Origin of the sequence: Caballeronia sp. LZ034LL (assembly GCF_031451215.1) — a bacterium.
Lineage (GTDB): Bacteria > Pseudomonadota > Gammaproteobacteria > Burkholderiales > Burkholderiaceae > Caballeronia.
This window is the reverse complement of sequence record NZ_JARUXR010000001.1, coordinates 882,296-898,489: the sequence shown is the minus strand read 5'-3', so window position 1 is coordinate 898,489 and position 16,194 is coordinate 882,296. Positions and strand designations below refer to the sequence as shown.

The 16,194-nt window shown below is 64.6% G+C and carries 11 protein-coding genes and 1 pseudogene; 9 read left to right on the top strand and 3 right to left on the bottom strand.

The genetic code is table 11. From position 1 onward, the window contains the following. Positions 1 to 37 precede the first annotated feature (37 nt). Entirely contained in the window at positions 38 to 295 is a 258-nt protein-coding gene (locus QCE83_RS04160; RefSeq protein ID WP_309807790.1) for a hypothetical protein, read from the top strand. 55 nt (positions 296 to 350) lie between these two features. Here QCE83_RS04160 and htpG read toward each other — a convergent pair whose 3' ends face one another. After that, positions 351 to 2,255 carry a molecular chaperone HtpG gene (gene htpG / locus QCE83_RS04155; RefSeq protein WP_309807789.1) on the bottom strand — a complete coding sequence of 635 codons (1,905 nt, stop codon included), beginning with the start codon at positions 2,253 to 2,255 and terminating at the stop codon, positions 351 to 353. Positions 2,256 to 2,435: 180 nt separating this feature from the next. Between htpG and QCE83_RS04150 the strand changes: the two genes are divergently transcribed. Continuing rightward, positions 2,436 to 2,990 (top strand): Rhs element Vgr protein, encoded by a 555-nt coding sequence (locus QCE83_RS04150; RefSeq protein ID WP_309807788.1) that lies wholly within the window; start codon positions 2,436 to 2,438, stop codon positions 2,988 to 2,990. Between the two features lie 16 nt (positions 2,991 to 3,006). Here the strand turns inward: QCE83_RS04150 and QCE83_RS04145 are convergent, their stop codons facing one another. Then, positions 3,007 to 4,470 (bottom strand): PLP-dependent aminotransferase family protein, encoded by a 1,464-nt coding sequence (locus QCE83_RS04145; RefSeq protein WP_309807787.1) that lies wholly within the window; start codon positions 4,468 to 4,470, stop codon positions 3,007 to 3,009. 208 nt (positions 4,471 to 4,678) lie between these two features. Between QCE83_RS04145 and QCE83_RS04140 the strand changes: the two genes are divergently transcribed. The 6 genes from QCE83_RS04140 (at position 4,679) to QCE83_RS04115 (ending at position 12,139) form a co-directional block, all read left to right on the top strand. Beyond that, positions 4,679 to 5,494 (top strand): VOC family protein, encoded by an 816-nt coding sequence (locus QCE83_RS04140; protein WP_309807786.1) that lies wholly within the window; start codon positions 4,679 to 4,681, stop codon positions 5,492 to 5,494. A gap of 25 nt (positions 5,495 to 5,519) precedes the next feature. Beyond that, positions 5,520 to 6,461, top strand: a complete 942-nt coding sequence (locus QCE83_RS04135) for a DMT family transporter (RefSeq protein WP_309807785.1) — start codon at positions 5,520 to 5,522, stop codon at positions 6,459 to 6,461. A gap of 101 nt (positions 6,462 to 6,562) precedes the next feature. Further along, positions 6,563 to 7,759, top strand: coding sequence for a PLP-dependent aminotransferase family protein (locus tag QCE83_RS04130; RefSeq protein WP_309807783.1), 1,197 nt, complete (start codon positions 6,563 to 6,565; stop codon positions 7,757 to 7,759). Between the two features lie 52 nt (positions 7,760 to 7,811). Continuing rightward, a complete protein-coding gene (locus QCE83_RS04125; protein ID WP_309807782.1) occupies positions 7,812 to 8,282 on the top strand; it encodes a RidA family protein in 471 nt (156 codons plus the stop codon). 88 nt (positions 8,283 to 8,370) lie between these two features. Continuing rightward, positions 8,371 to 9,273, top strand: a complete 903-nt coding sequence (locus QCE83_RS04120) for a PhzF family phenazine biosynthesis protein (RefSeq protein WP_309807781.1) — start codon at positions 8,371 to 8,373, stop codon at positions 9,271 to 9,273. Between the two features lie 418 nt (positions 9,274 to 9,691). Then, the gene (locus tag QCE83_RS04115) at positions 9,692 to 12,139 is read left to right on the top strand and encodes an EAL domain-containing protein (protein ID WP_309807780.1); all 2,448 of its coding nucleotides are present in this window, start codon (positions 9,692 to 9,694) and stop codon (positions 12,137 to 12,139) included. A gap of 69 nt (positions 12,140 to 12,208) precedes the next feature. Here the strand turns inward: QCE83_RS04115 and QCE83_RS04110 are convergent, their stop codons facing one another. Next, positions 12,209 to 14,569, bottom strand: coding sequence for a hypothetical protein (locus QCE83_RS04110; RefSeq protein ID WP_309807779.1), 2,361 nt, complete (start codon positions 14,567 to 14,569; stop codon positions 12,209 to 12,211). Between the two features lie 310 nt (positions 14,570 to 14,879). On the opposite strand from QCE83_RS04110, the pseudogene QCE83_RS04105 reads away from it, so the two are divergent. After that, positions 14,880 to 16,175, top strand: a pseudogene (locus QCE83_RS04105) (MFS family transporter); the annotation flags it as partial. Between the last annotated feature and the right edge of the window lie 19 nt (positions 16,176 to 16,194).

Genomic DNA, 16,194 nt, shown 5'->3' with positions numbered 1-16,194 from the left:
GCGCGCCGCGCCGGCTTCATCCCGAGAGGCAAATAGAATGTCGATAAACAAGAAACAAACGTCCAGACCGGTTGCGCATCTGGCGTCGGAAACATTGCATGACCCGAAGGCGTCGGCAACGGCCAAGAGCCTTGCTGCATCCGCCTTGGCCCAATCGCATACGCGCAAGCAAACCGGTGCCGAGATGGAGCACAAAGCCAGCGAAGTGCTCCATAGCAGCAAATACGCGCCGGACACCAAAAAGCTCGCCGCGTCCGTGCTCGCGCAGTCGAACAAGGAGCGCAAGCGCAAATGAAAACAGGCGCCGCCGGTTGCCCGGCGGCGCCTGCATCACCCTGCTTTCAGACTGTTCAGCGCGCGAGCAGCAGCGCGTTGGTCCGCTTGACGAAGCTCGCCGGATCTTCCAGCGTGCCGCCTTCGGCCAGCATGGCCTGATCGAAGAGCAGATGGCACCAGTCCGCGAAGTTGGCGTTGTCGGCGTTGAGCGCCTTCACGAGCGGATGCTCCGGATTCACTTCCAGAATCGGCTGCATCTCCGGCGCCTGCTGGCCCGCGGCCTTCAGCATGCGTTGCAGATAGCCGCTCATGTCGCCTTCGTCTGCCACCAGGCAGGTGGGCGAATCAGTGAGACGGAACGTGAGCCGCACATCCTTCGCCTTGCCTTCCAGCGCTTCCTTCATCTTCTCGACGAGCGGCTTCATGTCCTCGCCGACCTTCTCCTGCTGCTGCTTCTCTTCGTCGTTGAGCGCGCCGAGATCGAGGTCGCCGCGCGCAACGCTCGCGAGCGGCTTGCCGTCGAATTCATTGAGGAACGACAGCATCCATTCGTCGACGCGATCCGTCAGCAGCAGCACTTCCACGCCCTTCTTGCGGAACACCTCAAGGTGCGGGCTGTTCTTCGCGGCCTGCCAGCTGTCGGCGGTCACGTAGTAGATCTTCGTCTGCTCGGGCTTCATGCGTGCGACGTACTCCGCGAGCGAAACGGTCTGCTCGCTGCTGTCGTTGTGCGTCGAGGCAAAACGCACCAGTTTCGCAATGCGTTCCCGGTTGCTGAAGTCCTCGCCGACGCCTTCCTTCAGCACCTGGCCGAACTCGCTCCAGAAGCTCGCGTACTTCTGCTTGCCGGCGTCGTCGGTGGCTTCGGCCGATGCGCTCGCGATATCTTCCAGCATCGACAGCACGCGCTTCGTCACGCCTTCGCGGATCGCCTTCACATCGCGGCTCTCCTGCAGGATTTCGCGCGAGACGTTGAGCGGCAGGTCCGCCGAATCCACCACGCCCTTCACGAAACGCAGATACGCGGGCAGCAGTTGTTCGGCGTCGTCCATGATGAACACGCGCTTCACGTACAGCTTGAGGCCGCCGCGATGCTCACGGTTCCAGAGGTCGAACGGCGCGTGCTTCGGCACGTACAGCAGTTGCGTGTACTCGCTGCGCCCCTCGACACGGTTGTGCGTCCACGCGAGCGGCTCGTCGTGGTCGTGCGAGATGTGCTGGTAGAACTGCGTGTACTGCTCGTCGCTGATGTCGCTCTTCGGCCGCGTCCACAGCGCGCTCGCCTGGTTGACGGTCTCGTCTTCGTCCTGCGTGACCATCTCGCTCTTTTCCGCGTCCCATTCTTCCTTCTTCATCAGGATGGGCAGCGCAACGTGATCCGAATACTTCTGGATGATCGACTTGAGCTTGTGCGACGACAGCAGGTCGTCTTCGTCAGCACGCAGATGCAGCGTGATGGTGGTGCCGCGTTGCGCGCGCTCGATGTCCTCGACTTCGAAATCGCCCTCGCCCGCGCTGGTCCAGCGCACGCCCTGCTCCGCCGGCAGCCCGGCGCGACGCGTTTCGACCGTGATCTTGTCCGCGACGATGAAGCCCGAATAGAAACCCACGCCGAACTGGCCGATCAGCGCCGCATCCTTCTGCTGGTCGCCTGAGAGCTTCGAGAAGAATTCCTTGGTGCCCGAACGCGCGATCGTGCCGAGATGCGAAATGGCTTCGTCGCGGCTCATGCCGATGCCGTTGTCGTCGATGGTCACGGTGCGCGCGGCCTTGTCGAACGATACGCGGATGCGCAGGTCCGGATCGTTCTCGTACAGCGCGCTGTTCTCGATGGCCTCGAAGCGCAGTTTGTCGGCGGCGTCGGAGGCGTTGGAAATGAGTTCGCGAAGGAAGATTTCCTTGTTGCTGTACAGCGAATGAATCATCAGGTGCAGAAGCTGTTTCACTTCTGCCTGAAAGCTCATGGTTTCTTGCGCCATGTCCGGGTCCTCTGTGTTGATTTATCTGTGTTGAAGTGATGCTGACGGCCCGGGCGGCGAAACGCGCGCCGCCTGAGCCGTCAATCCGAGCGATATCGGGGCGGTCCCGCGTTTTTCAAGGGCCGTCCCAGGCCAGGTCTTATGATGCGTCTTTGACCTCGCCGCATCGCCCGTACCCTCATGCCGCTCCTGTTCCGCCGCGCACCGCCAGGCCGTCCGCTCACGCCGGGCGAAACCGGCATGGCGCGGCTCGTGTTCGGCGACGCCATCGACTATGCGGCGGTCCGCGTCCATGCCCGCGCCTATCTGCCGTTCGGCCTGCAGCCGCCGCGCACCGCGATGGCGCCCAACGGCCACCTCTATTTTCCGCGCGCCTGTTGTCAGGACGATTTCTCGTGCTGCGACCTCGGCAATCGCATGTGGTTCATTCACGAGATGACGCACGTCTGGCAATTCCAGCTCGGCTATCCGGTCCGATGGCGCGGCGCGCTGCGCATCGGGCTGTCCTATGCCTACCGGCTGGCCGCCGGCAAGCGTCTCGCCGATTTCAACATGGAAGCGCAAGGCAACCTGCTCGCGGATTATTTCGCGCTGCGCTTCTGCGACGGCCAGCACCGGCTCTACGAGCAGCGCTACCGGCAGATGCCCGGCGCGCTCGCGCTGTTCGAGACCGTGCTGGCCGAATTCATCCGGACGCCGTCCGCGCGGCGCAATCTGCCCGGACGAAGGCGTTAGCGCCCCGCTTCAGACTTCAGGCGCTGCGCCGCGACGCACGGTCCAGATAATTCGACAGCATTTCCGGCAGCGCCGGATCGCCGCAATTGGCGACATTGAAGCGCATCCAGGTGGTCGGCGACTGTTGCGGCGAGAACAGGCTGCCCGGCGTCAGCAGGAAGCCGGCTTCGTGGCCGGCGGCAGCGAGACCGTCGGAATCGACCCCCGCGTCAGCCCACAGGAACATGCCCGCCGACGGCGTCGAGAACAGCCGCAGGCCGGTTTTCTCGAGCATGCGCGCAGTCTTGTCGCGCACGCCGTCGAGCCGCGTGCGCAGGCGCTCGACATGCCGCCGGTAGTGTCCTTCGGTCAGGATCTTGTAGACGACCCGCTCGTTCAACTCCGGACTGGTCATGCCGACGAGCATCTTCTGATCGGCCAGCGCCTTCGCGACGTCCGGCGCGGCCGCGATATAGCCGACCCGCAGGTTCGCCGCGAGCGTCTTCGAGAAGCTGCCCAGGAAGATCACGCGTTTCAGCTGATCGAGCGAGGCCAGGCGCGTGGCCGGGAAGTTGGTCGGGCACAGGTCGCCGTAGACATCGTCTTCCACGACGATGAAGTCGTATTCCTGCGCCAGTTGCAGGATCCGGTATGCCTGCGCGGCCGTCAGCGAAGTGCCGGTCGGGTTCTGCAGCACGGAGTTGATGATCAGCATCTTCGGCCGCCAGGTGGCGACGAGCGTCTCGAGCGCGTCGAGGTCGGGGCCGTCCGGCGTGTACGGCATGCCGACGAGCCGCGCTCCCTGCGAGGCGAAACGCCCGAACATCTGGAACCACGCCGGATCGCCGACGATCACCGCATCGCCCGGCTTCACATAGAGCCGCGCGATCAGGTCGATGGCCTGCGTGATGCCCGAAGTCAGCACGATCTGCCGCGCCGCCGACGCACCGATCTCCAGTTCTTCCAGCCGCGTCTGCAACTGCTGGCGCAGCGGCAGGAAGCCCTGCGGCGTGCCGAAGCCGAGCATGTGCGCGCCGCTCAGGCGGGACAGCGCGCGCAGCGCGTTGGTGATCAGTTCGCCGTCGAGCCAGCGGCCCGGCAGATAGCCCAGGCCCGGCCCTTTCTCCGGACTCGACGTGTGCAGCATGTTGCGCAGCAGCCAGACCACGTCGATGGTGTTCTGCAACGGCTCGCGCTCCGAAGCGGCGGCGGGCGCCTCGCCCCGGGCGACGAGCGACGGCGCGGCCCGCTCGCGCACATAGAAGCCGGAACCGCGGCGCGAATCCAGATAGCCATGCGCGACGAGCCGCTCATAGGCCTCGACCACGGTGAAACGCGACACGCCCTTGTCGAGCGCGAGCTTGCGGATGGACGGCATGCGCATGCCGGGCCGGAACACGCGTTCGTCGATGCGGCGGCGGCCCCATTGCACGAGCTGGTCCACGAGGGTGAGCTGCGCGGCGTCGTGGGGGGCGGGAATCTGGTCGAGCGGGACGGACATGCGGACCTCCGGGCGGGTTGCCGATGCATTGCCGATGCGTTCTGGAATGTTCTGAATTCATCAAAAACTGTACCGAACACGGCTGGGTCGATTGTACCGTTACTGTTATGGTAGGAGACGCTACATTCTCCTTTCGGGGTCGCCGAATGACGCAATGCTTGAGCGTTGCGTCATGCCAGGCGGCCCTTCCAGTCCAACCGCGCCTGTCATGACCGATTCCCGATTCAAACTCGACCACCTCGTCATCGCCGCGCGCACGCTTGAAGAAGGCGCGCAATTCGTTGCCACGAAGTTCGGCGTGGAGACGGCGCCCGGTGGCGCGCATCCGTCGATGCGCACGCACAATCGCCTGCTGAACCTGTGGGGCGGCGCCTATCTGGAAGTGATCGCAATCGATCCGGCCGCGCCCGCCGTGGCAACGCCGCGGCCGCGTCTCTTCGGGCTAGACGATCCGGCGCAGCAACAGCGCATCGCGGAACACGGTCCGCAGCTGGTGCACTGGGTGGCGCGCGTGGAGCGGCCAAAGTCGCTGACGCGCTGGCGCGAGCAGTATCCCGAACGCATCGCGCCGGTCGCGGCGATGTCGCGCGGCGCCAATACCTGGGGCCTGACCGTCCCCGACGACGGCGCGTTCCCCGCGTGGCAAGGCGCCGGACAAGGCGTGCTGCCGTCGCTGATCCAGTGGGACACGCCGCTGCTGCCGGGCGACGTGCTGCCTCCCAGCGGCATCGCACTGCGCGCATTGAGCGGCTTTCATGCCGATGCCGCGCGCATCGCCGAACAGCTCGCGTGGCTCGGCGCGGCGCACCTGATCCACATCGAGGCGACCTCCGGCGCGCCGGTGCTGGTGGCGGAATTCGACTTGCCGGACGGCTCGACGCTCACGCTCGGCGAATCCGCGGAACAGGCCCAGGCGCGCGAGGAAGAGGCGCTGCAGGCAGCCAGACGCCGCCGCGCGAAGAAAACGGATACGCAGGCGCCGCAGCAACTCGACCTGCCCGGCACACCCCCACAAGACATCTAAATCCGATCCGAGGAGACACCCCACGATGAGAACCCGCGAAACCGAAGGCATGCTGCTCGGCCTGATCGGCGTCGTCATTTTCAGCCTGACGCTGCCGATGACGCGCATCGTCGTCGCGGAGGTGCATCCGCTGCTCAACGGTCTCGGCCGCGCGCTCGTCGCAGCCCTGCCCGCCGCCGCGCTGCTCGCGTGGCGGCGCGAAAAGTGGCCCACCTGGCCGCAAGTCAGGAGCCTGGCGGTGGTGTCGCTGGGCGTGATCATCGCGTTTCCGGTGTTTTCGGCGTGGTCGATGAAATACGTGCCCGCGTCGCACGGCGCGGTCGTCAACGGGCTCCAGCCGCTGTGCGTCGCGATCTATGCCGCGTGGCTCTCGCACGAACGGCCGTCGAAGCTGTTCTGGGTCAGCGCGCTCGCGGGCAGCGCAATCGTCGTCGCATTCGCAGTGCAGACGGGCGGCGGCGGCCTGCAGGCGGGCGACCTGCTGATGCTGGTCGCGGTCGGCATCGGCGCGCTCGGTTATGCGGAAGGCGCACGGCTCGCCCGCCAGATGGGCGGCTGGCAGGTGATCTGCTGGGCGCTCGTGCTGTCGGCGCCGTTCCTGCTCTTGCCGGTCGGCGGCCTCGCGTGGGCGCATCACGCGGCGCATCCCGGGCCGCTCTCGCTCAAGGTGTGGCTGGCTTTCGGCTATGTCACGCTGTTCTCGCAGTTCATCGGCTTCTTCGCGTGGTACGCCGGCCTGGCGATGGGCGGCATCGCGCGCGTGGGCCAGGTGCAGCTGCTGCAGATCTTCTTCACGATGGCCTTCTCCGCGCTGTTCTTCGGCGAGCACGTGAGCGGCTCGACGTGGCTATACGCGGCCGCGGTGATCGTGACCGTCGTGCTCGGCCGCCGCGCCGCCGTGCGTCCCGCGCCGCTGCAGACTCAGGCAGTGCCGGCGCCCGCCGCCCGCCCGACGCACGCAAGATGACGCGCACGCGCGATAATGCTGGATTGCGCGTGCGCCGCTCGCCCGCGCACCCCGATTTCTGACCCAACGCGGGACCATTCCAAAGCCAACCGAGGCACCCCATGAATCAAGCCGATCTCCGCGCCACCCCGTGGCAACTCTCCGAACGCGCCCGCAAGCTCACCAGCTCGGCGATTCGCGAAATCCTGAAAGTCACGGAGCGGCCGGAGGTCATTTCCTTCGCGGGCGGCCTGCCCTCGCCCGCGACCTTTCCGGTCGAGGAAATGCGTCACGCGTCCGAGCGCATCCTGCGCGACCAGCCGTCCGCGGCGCTCCAGTACAGCGCGACCGAAGGCTACCTGCCGCTGCGCGAATGGGTGGCGGCGCGCTATTCGGTGAACGGCGCGTCGATCCGTCCGTCGCAGGTGCTGATCACGACCGGCTCGCAACAGGCGCTCGACCTGCTCGGCAAGACGCTGGTGGATCCGGGCAGCCGCGTGCTGGTCGAAACGCCGACCTATCTCGGCGCGCTCCAGTCGTTCTCGCTGTTCGAGCCTGACTACGTGCAGGTGCCCACCGACGAATCCGGCCTGATTCCCGAAGGCCTCGACGCCGCGCTCACCGCCGGCGCGCGCCTGCTCTACGCACAGCCCAATTTCCAGAACCCGACCGGCCGCCGCCTGCCGCTCGCGCGCCGCCAGGCGCTCGCCGCCCTTGCGAAGACCGCCTCCTTCCCGGTGATCGAAGACGATCCCTACGGCGCGCTCGACTACGCCGGCGCCCCGCTGCCCACGCTGCTTTCGATGGCGCCCGATCACATCGTGCATCTCGGCTCGTTCTCGAAGGTGCTGGCGCCGGGCCTGCGCGTGGGCTACATCATCGCGCCCGAGGAGCTGCACTACAAACTCGTGCAGGCCAAGCAGGCCACCGACCTGCACACGCCGAGCCTCACGCAGCGCATCGTCTACGAAGTGGTGAAGGACGGCTTCCTCGACCAGCACGTGCCGAAGATCCGTACGCTGTATCGCGACCAGTGCGAGGCGATGCTCGACGCGCTGCAACGCCACATGCCCGCCGGCGTCGAATGGAATCGTCCTGAAGGCGGCATGTTCGTGTGGCTGACGCTGCCGAAGCACATCGACACGATGAAGCTGCTCGAACAGTCCGTCGCGCAGAACGTGGCCTTCGTGCCGGGCGGTCCGTTCTACGCCAACACAGCCGCGCACAACACGCTGCGCCTGTCGTTCGTGACGGTGCCGCCCGCGACGATCGACGAAGGCGTCGGCCGGCTCGGCACGCTGATCCGCGCGAGCCTCTGATTTTCCGGGGCGCCGCGCGCCCCTTCACCCGCTTGAAGTCAAGGAGCAACCGATGGCATCGAATGTGTACGACAAGCTGAAGGAACTCGGCATCGACCTGCCCACGGCAGGCGCGCCGGCGGCCGCCTACGTGATGAGCGCGCAGAGCGGCAACACGGTCTATCTGTCCGGGCATATCGCGAAGAAGGACGGCAAGGTGCACGCCGGCAAGCTCGGCGCCGACATCTCCACGGAAGAAGGCAAGGCGGCCGCGCGCAATGTGGCCATCGACCTGATCGCGACGCTGCACGCGCACGTCGGCGACCTGAACCGCGTCAAGCGCATCGTCAAGGTCATGAGCCTCGTCAATTCGACCTTCGAGTTCACCGAGCAGCACATCGTGACGAACGGCGCGTCCGAGCTCATCGCGGACGTGTTCGGCGATGCCGGCAAGCACGCGCGTTCCGCCTTCGGCGTCGCGCAGATTCCGCTCGGCGCGTGCGTCGAGATCGAACTGATTGCGGAAGTCGCCGAAGTCAACTGAAGCGCGCGTCCGTTCGCCGTTCATCCGCGAAACCCGACGCAGCGATGCGTCGGGTTTTTTTATGCCCTGCTCCAGCGAGAAAAAGCTCATGTCCTCACCCGCCGACCAACGGGTCGTCCAGTTCAAGCAGGTCGATGTCTTCACCTCCGTGCCGTTCAAGGGCAACCCGCTTGCCGTGATCTTCGATGCCGACGGCCTCTCCACCGAACGCATGCAACAGATCGCGCGCTGGACCAATCTGTCCGAAACCGCTTTCCTGCTGCCGCCGACCGACGCCCGCGCCGACTACCGCGTGCGCATCTTCACGACCGCGGTGGAATTGCCGTTCGCCGGGCATCCGACGCTCGGCAGCGCGCACGCGCTCATCGATGCCGGCTATACGCCGAAGACGCCCGGACGATTGGTGCAGGAATGCGGCGTCGGCCTGGTGACACTCGCCGAACGCGCCGGCGGCGAGTGGGCCTTCGCCGCGCCGCCGGCTCGCATCACGCCTTTGACCGCAGCGCAGAACGCCCGTCTTGCGGCCGCGCTCGCCCCCGCAGCACTCGATCCCGAAGCGCCGCCCGCCGCGGTGGACAACGGTGCGCCCTGGCTCGTGGTGCGCGTGCGCGACGCGTCGCAGTGTCTTGCGCTGACGCTGGCCGGCGAGTCGCGCGAAGCAGTCCGGCAGATCGTCGCCGAGACGGGCACGCACGGCATCGTGATCTACGGGCCGCACGCGCCCGGCGGACCGGCGACCTTCGAACTGCGCGCGCTTCTGCTGGGTGCGGAGAACATCGAGGATCCGGTCACGGGCAGCGCGAATGCCGCCCTCGCCATGCTGCTGACGCAGCAAGGCAAGCGTCCGGGCGCGCACTACACGGTTCGTCAGGGCACCGCGCTGGGCCGCGACGGCCGCGTGAGCGTCACTTACGACGACCAGGCGGATGGCGCGCCGGTGTGGATCGGCGGCCATTCGGTAACTGTGATCGACGGTAATTTCCGTAGCTGAAACAATGACCTGCGCATTTCCCCTCCGGCGCGCGTATACCCCCAAAGGCGGCCTCTTTCTTAAAGCAGGAGCCTTCGCTACTATCTGACCAATGGGGATAAAAAGAAGCGTCGGACGTGGCGGCGGCAATGCGACGGACCCGGCAGGGGCGCGGCTTGAATCCGGACTCGAATAATCCTGCAGCGGCGCCAGCGCAACGGCAAACGCTGTCGAGAACGGTGAGCAAAGCGAAAGTCACCCGCAAGGATGACGCCGCGGACAGGATCTGCCAAAGAATGTCCATCCCTCAGCCGCGGCGTACTGCGCGCGGTATAGTCACTCGTTTCGGCCGAACGCCTCCGCACATGCATCGCTTCATCCACTTCGCGCAGTTCGCAGCACGTCAGGCGCTACGCGATCCAGCGTTGCAGGGAGCGCCATGAAGCGGGCGCGCACGCATGCCGTCCCGGACACCCTCACAAGCGCCCCGGCGGCGCGGCGGCGGCGGGCGTTGCTGGCCATTCCGGTGCTGGGCACCTTTGTGCTCGTGTTGCTGTGGGCGGTCATCTTCGCCCGGCTCTCGGTCGAGCGCGAAGCCACCACTCACGAATCCATGTCTTCCGCCGCCATTCTGTCGGCGGCGCTCGAGCAGCACACCATCAAGGCCATTCATCAGGTCGACCAGATCACCCGTTTCGTCAAATACGAATACGAGAAATCGCCTGACAACTTCGATCTGATCGCCACCGTCGAGAAAGGCGTCGTGCAGAGCGACACGCTGGTGCAGGTCTCGCTGATCGACGAATACGGCACGCTGGTCGGCAACACCTCGGACCCGCATCCGAAACCCATCGACCTGTCGGACCGCGAGCACTTCAAGGTCCACGCGCATTCCAACGACGACCTCCTCTACGTCAGCCGCCCGGTGCGCGGCCGCGTGTCCGGCCTGTGGACGCTGCAGTTCACGCGGCGGCTCAATCATCCGGACGGCTCGTTCGCCGGCGTGGTGGTGGTGTCGGAAGACCCGGCCTATTTCACGAGCGACTTTTACAACGTCGCGTCGATCGGCCGCGAGGGCGTGATCGCCGTGGTGTCGGACAGCGGCTCGGTGCTCGCGCGCAGCACGGGCGGCGGCCTGGCCGATGGCGCCGCAGCCGCCACGGCCGCAGCGCAAGGCAACGGCGGCGATGCAAGCGCTGCCGCCAGCAGCCGCGCCCGCGCGGACTTCACCGCGAGCGGCGTGTATCCCACGCTGGATCACGCGTCGGGCATCTACGTGGATCCCATCGATCACGTGAAGCGCATCGTGTCGTACCGGCATATCGACGGATATCCGCTCGGCGTGCTCGTCGGTCTCTCCGAACGCGAAGAGATGATCGACTACAACCACACGCGCAACGTCTATCTGCTGATGGCGAGCTTCATCTCGCTCGCCATGCTCGGCTTCTTCGCGGTCGCGACCGGTCTGATCGGCAAGCTGCTCGGACGCGAGCGCGAGATGACGCACCTGGTCGAGTACGACCTGCTCACCGGCCTGCGCAACCGCTACTCCACGTTGCGCGCGCTGCGCCAGGACGTCGCGCAGCAGGAGAACATCGGCCGGCTGGCGCTGCTCTTCATCGACCTCGACAACTTCAAGACCGTCAACGACACGCTCGGCCACAATGCCGGCGACATCGTCCTGCAGATGACGGCCTCGCGGCTCGCGGAGACGGTGGGTCAGAGCGGCACGCTGTCGCGCATCGGCGGCGACGAGTTCGTAGTGGTCGTGAAGGGCGACGAAGTCGAGCAGCGCGCCGTCACGCTCGCCGACGACATCTCCACCATGTTCGCCACGCCCTTCGACGTACGCGGCAGCGCGTTCGTGCTGCATGCGAGCATCGGCATTGCGCTGTTCTCGGTGTCGAACGAGAGCGAGATCGACTTGCTGAAAAAGGCCGACCTCGCGATGTACAGCGCCAAGGACGCGGGCCGCAACTGCTATCAGTTCTACTCGCCGCAGCTGTCGCATCGCGCGGATCATTTGATGAAGTGGGAACAGCAGCTGCGCGTCGCGCTCACCGAGGAGCAACTGTTCCTCGTCTATCAGCCGAAGATCGATCTGACGCGCCGCTGCATCACCGGCTTCGAGGCGCTGGTGCGCTGGAATCATCCGCAGCACGGGCTCATTCCGGCGAACGAGTTCATTCCGGTGGCGGAATCCACGGGCTTGATCGTCGCAGTCGGCGATTTCGTGATCCACACCGCGTGCAGGCAGCTCGCGCAATGGCAGCAGGACGGCTACACGGGGCTGTCGCTGGCCGTGAACATCTCGGCGGTGCAGTTCTGGCGCGGCGATCTGCTGGAGACGGTGGCACGCGCGATCGAGGCGAGCGGCATTCCGCCGGACAAGCTCGAACTCGAAATCACCGAAACCGTGATGGTCGAATATCCGGAGCTCGTGCAGGAGAAGATCGTCGCGCTGAAGCGCCTGGGCGTGCGCATCGCGCTGGACGACTTCGGCACCGGCTATTCGTCGCTGTCGTATCTGAACCGCTTTTCCGTCGATACGCTCAAGGTCGACCGCTCCTTCATCCAGGCGATTCCCGAGGATCGCAGCGTGTGCGTGATGGTGTCGGCCATCGTCAATCTCGCGCGTTCGCTTGGGTTGACGGTCGTGGTGGAAGGCACTGAACGCGACGAGCAGATCGCGTGGCTTGCAGCGCTGGGTCCGGTGGAAGCGCAAGGCTTCCTGTTCTCGCGGCCCGTGCCGGCGGACGGCGTGCAGGCGCTGCTCGACCGCTTCGGCGTATGCGGCTGGCCGCGCGGACAGGCGCCGCGTTCACGCAATGATGCCGGCCGGGAACCGTCGAGCCCCGCGCTCACGGACGAGCCCGGCGGACGGTAGGGGCGGCTGCCCGCACGAACGACGGGCCGGCGGCCATGCTGCCGGCGAACGCGGCATGGCCAGGAACGATCAACCTCCATCGAAGCCATCCCAGATCTGGTCCGCCTGGGAGTGGGTATTGTTCCATTGGTCGCGATACTTGTTCAGCAGATCGTTTTGAGCTTCGCTCAGCTGGTAGCCCTGATAACCATCGGCGATACCGCCCATGACCCCGCCGATCACCGTGGCAATGATGCTTGCAACCGGCCCGACGAACGGCACGAAGCCCACGATGCCGCCCACCAGATTGAACACCTGCGCCCCCAGATTGATCTTGTCCTGTGGGGTCAATGTGCCCGCTTGCTGCTTCTGCAGATAGGAGTGGAGTGAGGCGCCAAAACCGAGCGCGCCGAACGCGGTGCCGATCATCGACGGCACCAGCTGCGTGCGCAAGGGCTTGGAGATCTTGAACCAGTCGGGATACGCATCGGTATGCGCGAGAAAGGTATCCTGGTACTGGGTGAACTTCTTGCCGTAACTATCCATCCACTCGGAGAGCCTGGACTGCCGGACCTCCGGATCCACATTGTTCAACGCCTGTCCCAACTCCCTGTATGAGGCCGGGGCGTCCTTCATCAGCGCCTCCCGCTCGTTCATCGCACGATCGAACTGGTCGTAGGCGTCATGCTTGAGCTGGCCCAGATTGTCCAGACGGCTGACCGACTCCAGTGCAGCGGCGTTCTCCGACTTGCGCGCTGCATCGACGGTCTCGAAGCCCAGATCGTGGAGCTTCTGCATCTCGGCTTGCGAATCGGATTCTATTTTCTTGAGATTCTCGTGGGCGTTTTGCGCATCTTCCTTCGCGGCGTTCTTGAGTTGGTCGCCCAATTGCGCCATGCCGTTGTATTCGGGGAAGACTTCCGCGACCCCGCGCTGCAGGATCAGCCGCCGGTTATCGGGATGCGTGCTTTGCAGCCTGTCAAAAACACTTTTCTGGAGTTCGTTTTGACGACCCGTGACCTGCCCGTCGATATCGCCATTCACATGGCCGAGATCGGTGTCGACCTGCTCGTTCAGCGACTGGATCGAGCGGGTATCCTCCGCGCTCGTTGAGGGGCCGATCTGCTGGCTCGACGTGCCGTTGGTGTTTCCGCCGTTTTGAGCAGGCGACGTGCCATTGGTGTTCGTGCCGTTCTCCGGGCCTGTGGCGGGTTCTGTCTTGGCCGCTTGCGCTTGTTTCTGCTGCCACTGCTTGGCCGCGTGGTTCCCGAGATCCGTACCGGCGCCGATCGTGACCTCGTTCAAGCCCTGCCCCATCGCCGCGCCTCCGCCGATGAAGTCGTCGGTGGGATCCTTGCCGTCCTTCAGTTTCTGGATGCCCGACATGAACATCGAGCCCGCCTTCGTGAAGATGTTGGTCGCCGCCAGCATCCGCGAACCCAGCAGCACCGCGAGCCGGCCCTTGGGACCCATCCAGTCGAAGCGGCTCTGCCCGGGAGTCTGATACTTCGACAACCAGCCCCAGTTCTTCAGCACCTGAGAATTGTTGAAACGGCCTTCGTCGAAAAGCGTCGACCGCGCGAAGATGCTCGGGTATTTCCCATACTTGTTGAAGTTGTCGAGATCATGGTTCTTCGCCAGCGGCTTCAGATCGACGTTGGCGTTCTTGCCGAGGGTTTCGAGCGTGTCATTGTCCTTCCGGTTGTCCAATGCCTTGGCGAGGCGGTCGGACTTGTCTTGCTGCTCGCTGTTCAGCTTGTCTTGCCCCATGATGTCCTGAACGTCATCGAGCGCCTTGCCCGCTGCGATGACATGGTCGGTGGTGTCCTTGCCGTCCTTCACGTCCTTCATGGAGTCATCGACCGCGGAATCGAAGCGATCGCCGGCCGCCGCCAGGTCGTTTTGCCAGACGAGCGAGTCCGCGAGATCGCGCGAATTCATCGCGTCAACCGGTTTGTCGGTCGCGGTTTGCTGTGTGCCTGACGTCGTCGTTGAAGACCCGGAGTCCGGTGCAGGCTGCTTGTCCGATGTCGTCGTTGAAGACCCGGAGTCCGGTGCAGACTGCTTGTCCGGCAACGGCTGTTCGAGCGACAGCTGCTCCTGCGTTCCGACACCCGATGCGCGCTGATCCTTGACGCCCTGCTCGTTCGGAGACATCTGCCCGGCTTGTGTATCCGACGAGGGCAACGGGGTCTGCGCATTCTGCGAGTTCTGCATAGCCTGGGCATCCTGAGCATCTTCCGGGCTCGCCGAAGCCGACGACTTTTGCGAGGACTCGGAGGCCGAATCCGTCTGCGCCGATCCCGAAGCCGAGCCGTCCGAACCTTGCGAGGACGACCCTTGCGCGTCCGGCGAAGGCTGCTGCTGGGCCGGCGGCGGATCATCCGAGGTGTCGCTGGATGCCCCCGACGTCTGAGTGCTTCTCGAATAGTCGCTGGACACTGAAATCATACGAGCTCCGCAAAGGAAATTGATCGAGAGGGATGTGAGCGGCCGTCTTTTTTGGAAAAGACGAAATGCCATGGTCGACGCAATTTCACTAGCTCATGCGATGAATTTTTATACAAATCGCTTTTTAATATCCTGTATAAAGGATGACTGATTTTTTTGCCTATATTTAGCGTGGCTTAAGAAAAATACAAGAATAATTCCTAAACGTGGCCCCATAACAATTAAGACTTTTCTAAGAGCGATTTTCAATCCACCTGCTTGATGACAACCATGGAGATAATCAGCAATGAAGGAATCAACTGACCCGCAAATGACCGGCCCAACTAATACGAGAGATAAACGGGATACACGACGCCGCATCGTCGCCATTGTCGGGGCGTCGTCAGGCAATCTCGTGGAATGGTTTGACTTCTATGTCTACTCGTTCTGCGCCATTTACTTCGCGTCCACGTTCTTTCCCGCAGGCAACACGACCACGCAACTGCTCAACACCGCGGGCGTGTTTGCCGCGGGCTTCCTGATGCGTCCCATCGGCGGCTGGTTCTTCGGCCGTCTCGCGGACAAGCATGGACGACGCGCGTCGATGATGGTGTCGGTATTGATGATGTGCGGCGGCTCGCTCGTCATTGCGCTGCTGCCCGGCTACGCCGAAATAGGCGCGCTCGCGCCCGCCTTGCTGCTGATCGCGCGTCTGTTCCAGGGACTCTCGGTGGGCGGCGAATACGGCACGAGCGCCACCTACATGAGCGAGGTCGCGCTCGAAGGCCGCAGGGGTTTCTATGCGTCGTTTCAATATGTCACGCTGATCGGCGGGCAACTCTGCGCGCTGCTCGTGCTGGTGATCCTGCAGCAGACCCTCAGCACGGAAAGCCTCAAGGCCTGGGGCTGGCGCATTCCCTTCCTGGTGGGCGCGGCCGCGGCGGTCATCGCGCTGCTGCTGCGACGTTCGCTCGATGAAACCACCACGGCCGAATCCCGCCGCAGCAGCGAGGCCGGCTCGTTCAGCGGGCTCTGGCGGCACAAGGGCGCCTTCGTCACCGTGCTCGGCTTCACAGCCGGCGGGTCGCTCGTGTTCTACACGTTCACGACCTACATGCAGAAGTATCTCGTCAACACGGCCGGCATGAACGCAAAGACCGCCAGCCACGTGATGACGGCCGCGCTGTTCGTGTTCATGCTGCTGCAACCGCTGTTCGGCGCGCTGTCCGACCGCATCGGGCGGCGCAAGTCGATGATCTGCTTCGGCTCGCTCGCCACGCTGTGCACGGTGCCGCTCATGCACACGCTCAAGGATGTCAGCAATCCGCTGGCGGCGTTCGCGCTGATCGTCACGGCGCTGTGCATCGTCAGCTTCTATACGTCGATCAGCGGCCTGATCAAGGCGGAGATGTTCCCGGTGCACGTGCGCGCGCTCGGCGTGGGCCTGTCCTATGCGCTGGCGAATGCGATCTTCGGCGGCTCGGCGGAATATGTGGCGCTGTGGCTCAAGCAGGCAGGCATCGAAAGCATGTTCTACTGGTACGTCACCGCCCTGTGCGCCGTGGCCGGGCTGGTGTCGCTGTGCATGCGCGATCCTTCAAAGGAAGGCTATCTGAAGGACGGTCCGCAACTGGAGCCGCAAGCCC

What these genes read in the sequence shown, in the direction of transcription:
- QCE83_RS04160 (WP_309807790.1), top strand. Translation starts at nt 38, where the DNA reads ATGTCGATAAACAAGAAACAAACGTCCAGACCGGTTGCGCATCTGGCG.
- htpG (WP_309807789.1), bottom strand. Translation starts at nt 2,255, where the DNA reads ATGGCGCAAGAAACCATGAGCTTTCAGGCAGAAGTGAAACAGCTTCTG.
- QCE83_RS04150 (WP_309807788.1), top strand. Translation starts at nt 2,436, where the DNA reads ATGCCGCTCCTGTTCCGCCGCGCACCGCCAGGCCGTCCGCTCACGCCG.
- QCE83_RS04145 (WP_309807787.1), bottom strand. Translation starts at nt 4,470, where the DNA reads ATGTCCGTCCCGCTCGACCAGATTCCCGCCCCCCACGACGCCGCGCAG.
- QCE83_RS04140 (WP_309807786.1), top strand. Translation starts at nt 4,679, where the DNA reads ATGACCGATTCCCGATTCAAACTCGACCACCTCGTCATCGCCGCGCGC.
- QCE83_RS04135 (WP_309807785.1), top strand. Translation starts at nt 5,520, where the DNA reads ATGAGAACCCGCGAAACCGAAGGCATGCTGCTCGGCCTGATCGGCGTC.
- QCE83_RS04130 (WP_309807783.1), top strand. Translation starts at nt 6,563, where the DNA reads ATGAATCAAGCCGATCTCCGCGCCACCCCGTGGCAACTCTCCGAACGC.
- QCE83_RS04125 (WP_309807782.1), top strand. Translation starts at nt 7,812, where the DNA reads ATGGCATCGAATGTGTACGACAAGCTGAAGGAACTCGGCATCGACCTG.
- QCE83_RS04120 (WP_309807781.1), top strand. Translation starts at nt 8,371, where the DNA reads ATGTCCTCACCCGCCGACCAACGGGTCGTCCAGTTCAAGCAGGTCGAT.
- QCE83_RS04115 (WP_309807780.1), top strand. Translation starts at nt 9,692, where the DNA reads ATGAAGCGGGCGCGCACGCATGCCGTCCCGGACACCCTCACAAGCGCC.
- QCE83_RS04110 (WP_309807779.1), bottom strand. Translation starts at nt 14,569, where the DNA reads ATGATTTCAGTGTCCAGCGACTATTCGAGAAGCACTCAGACGTCGGGG.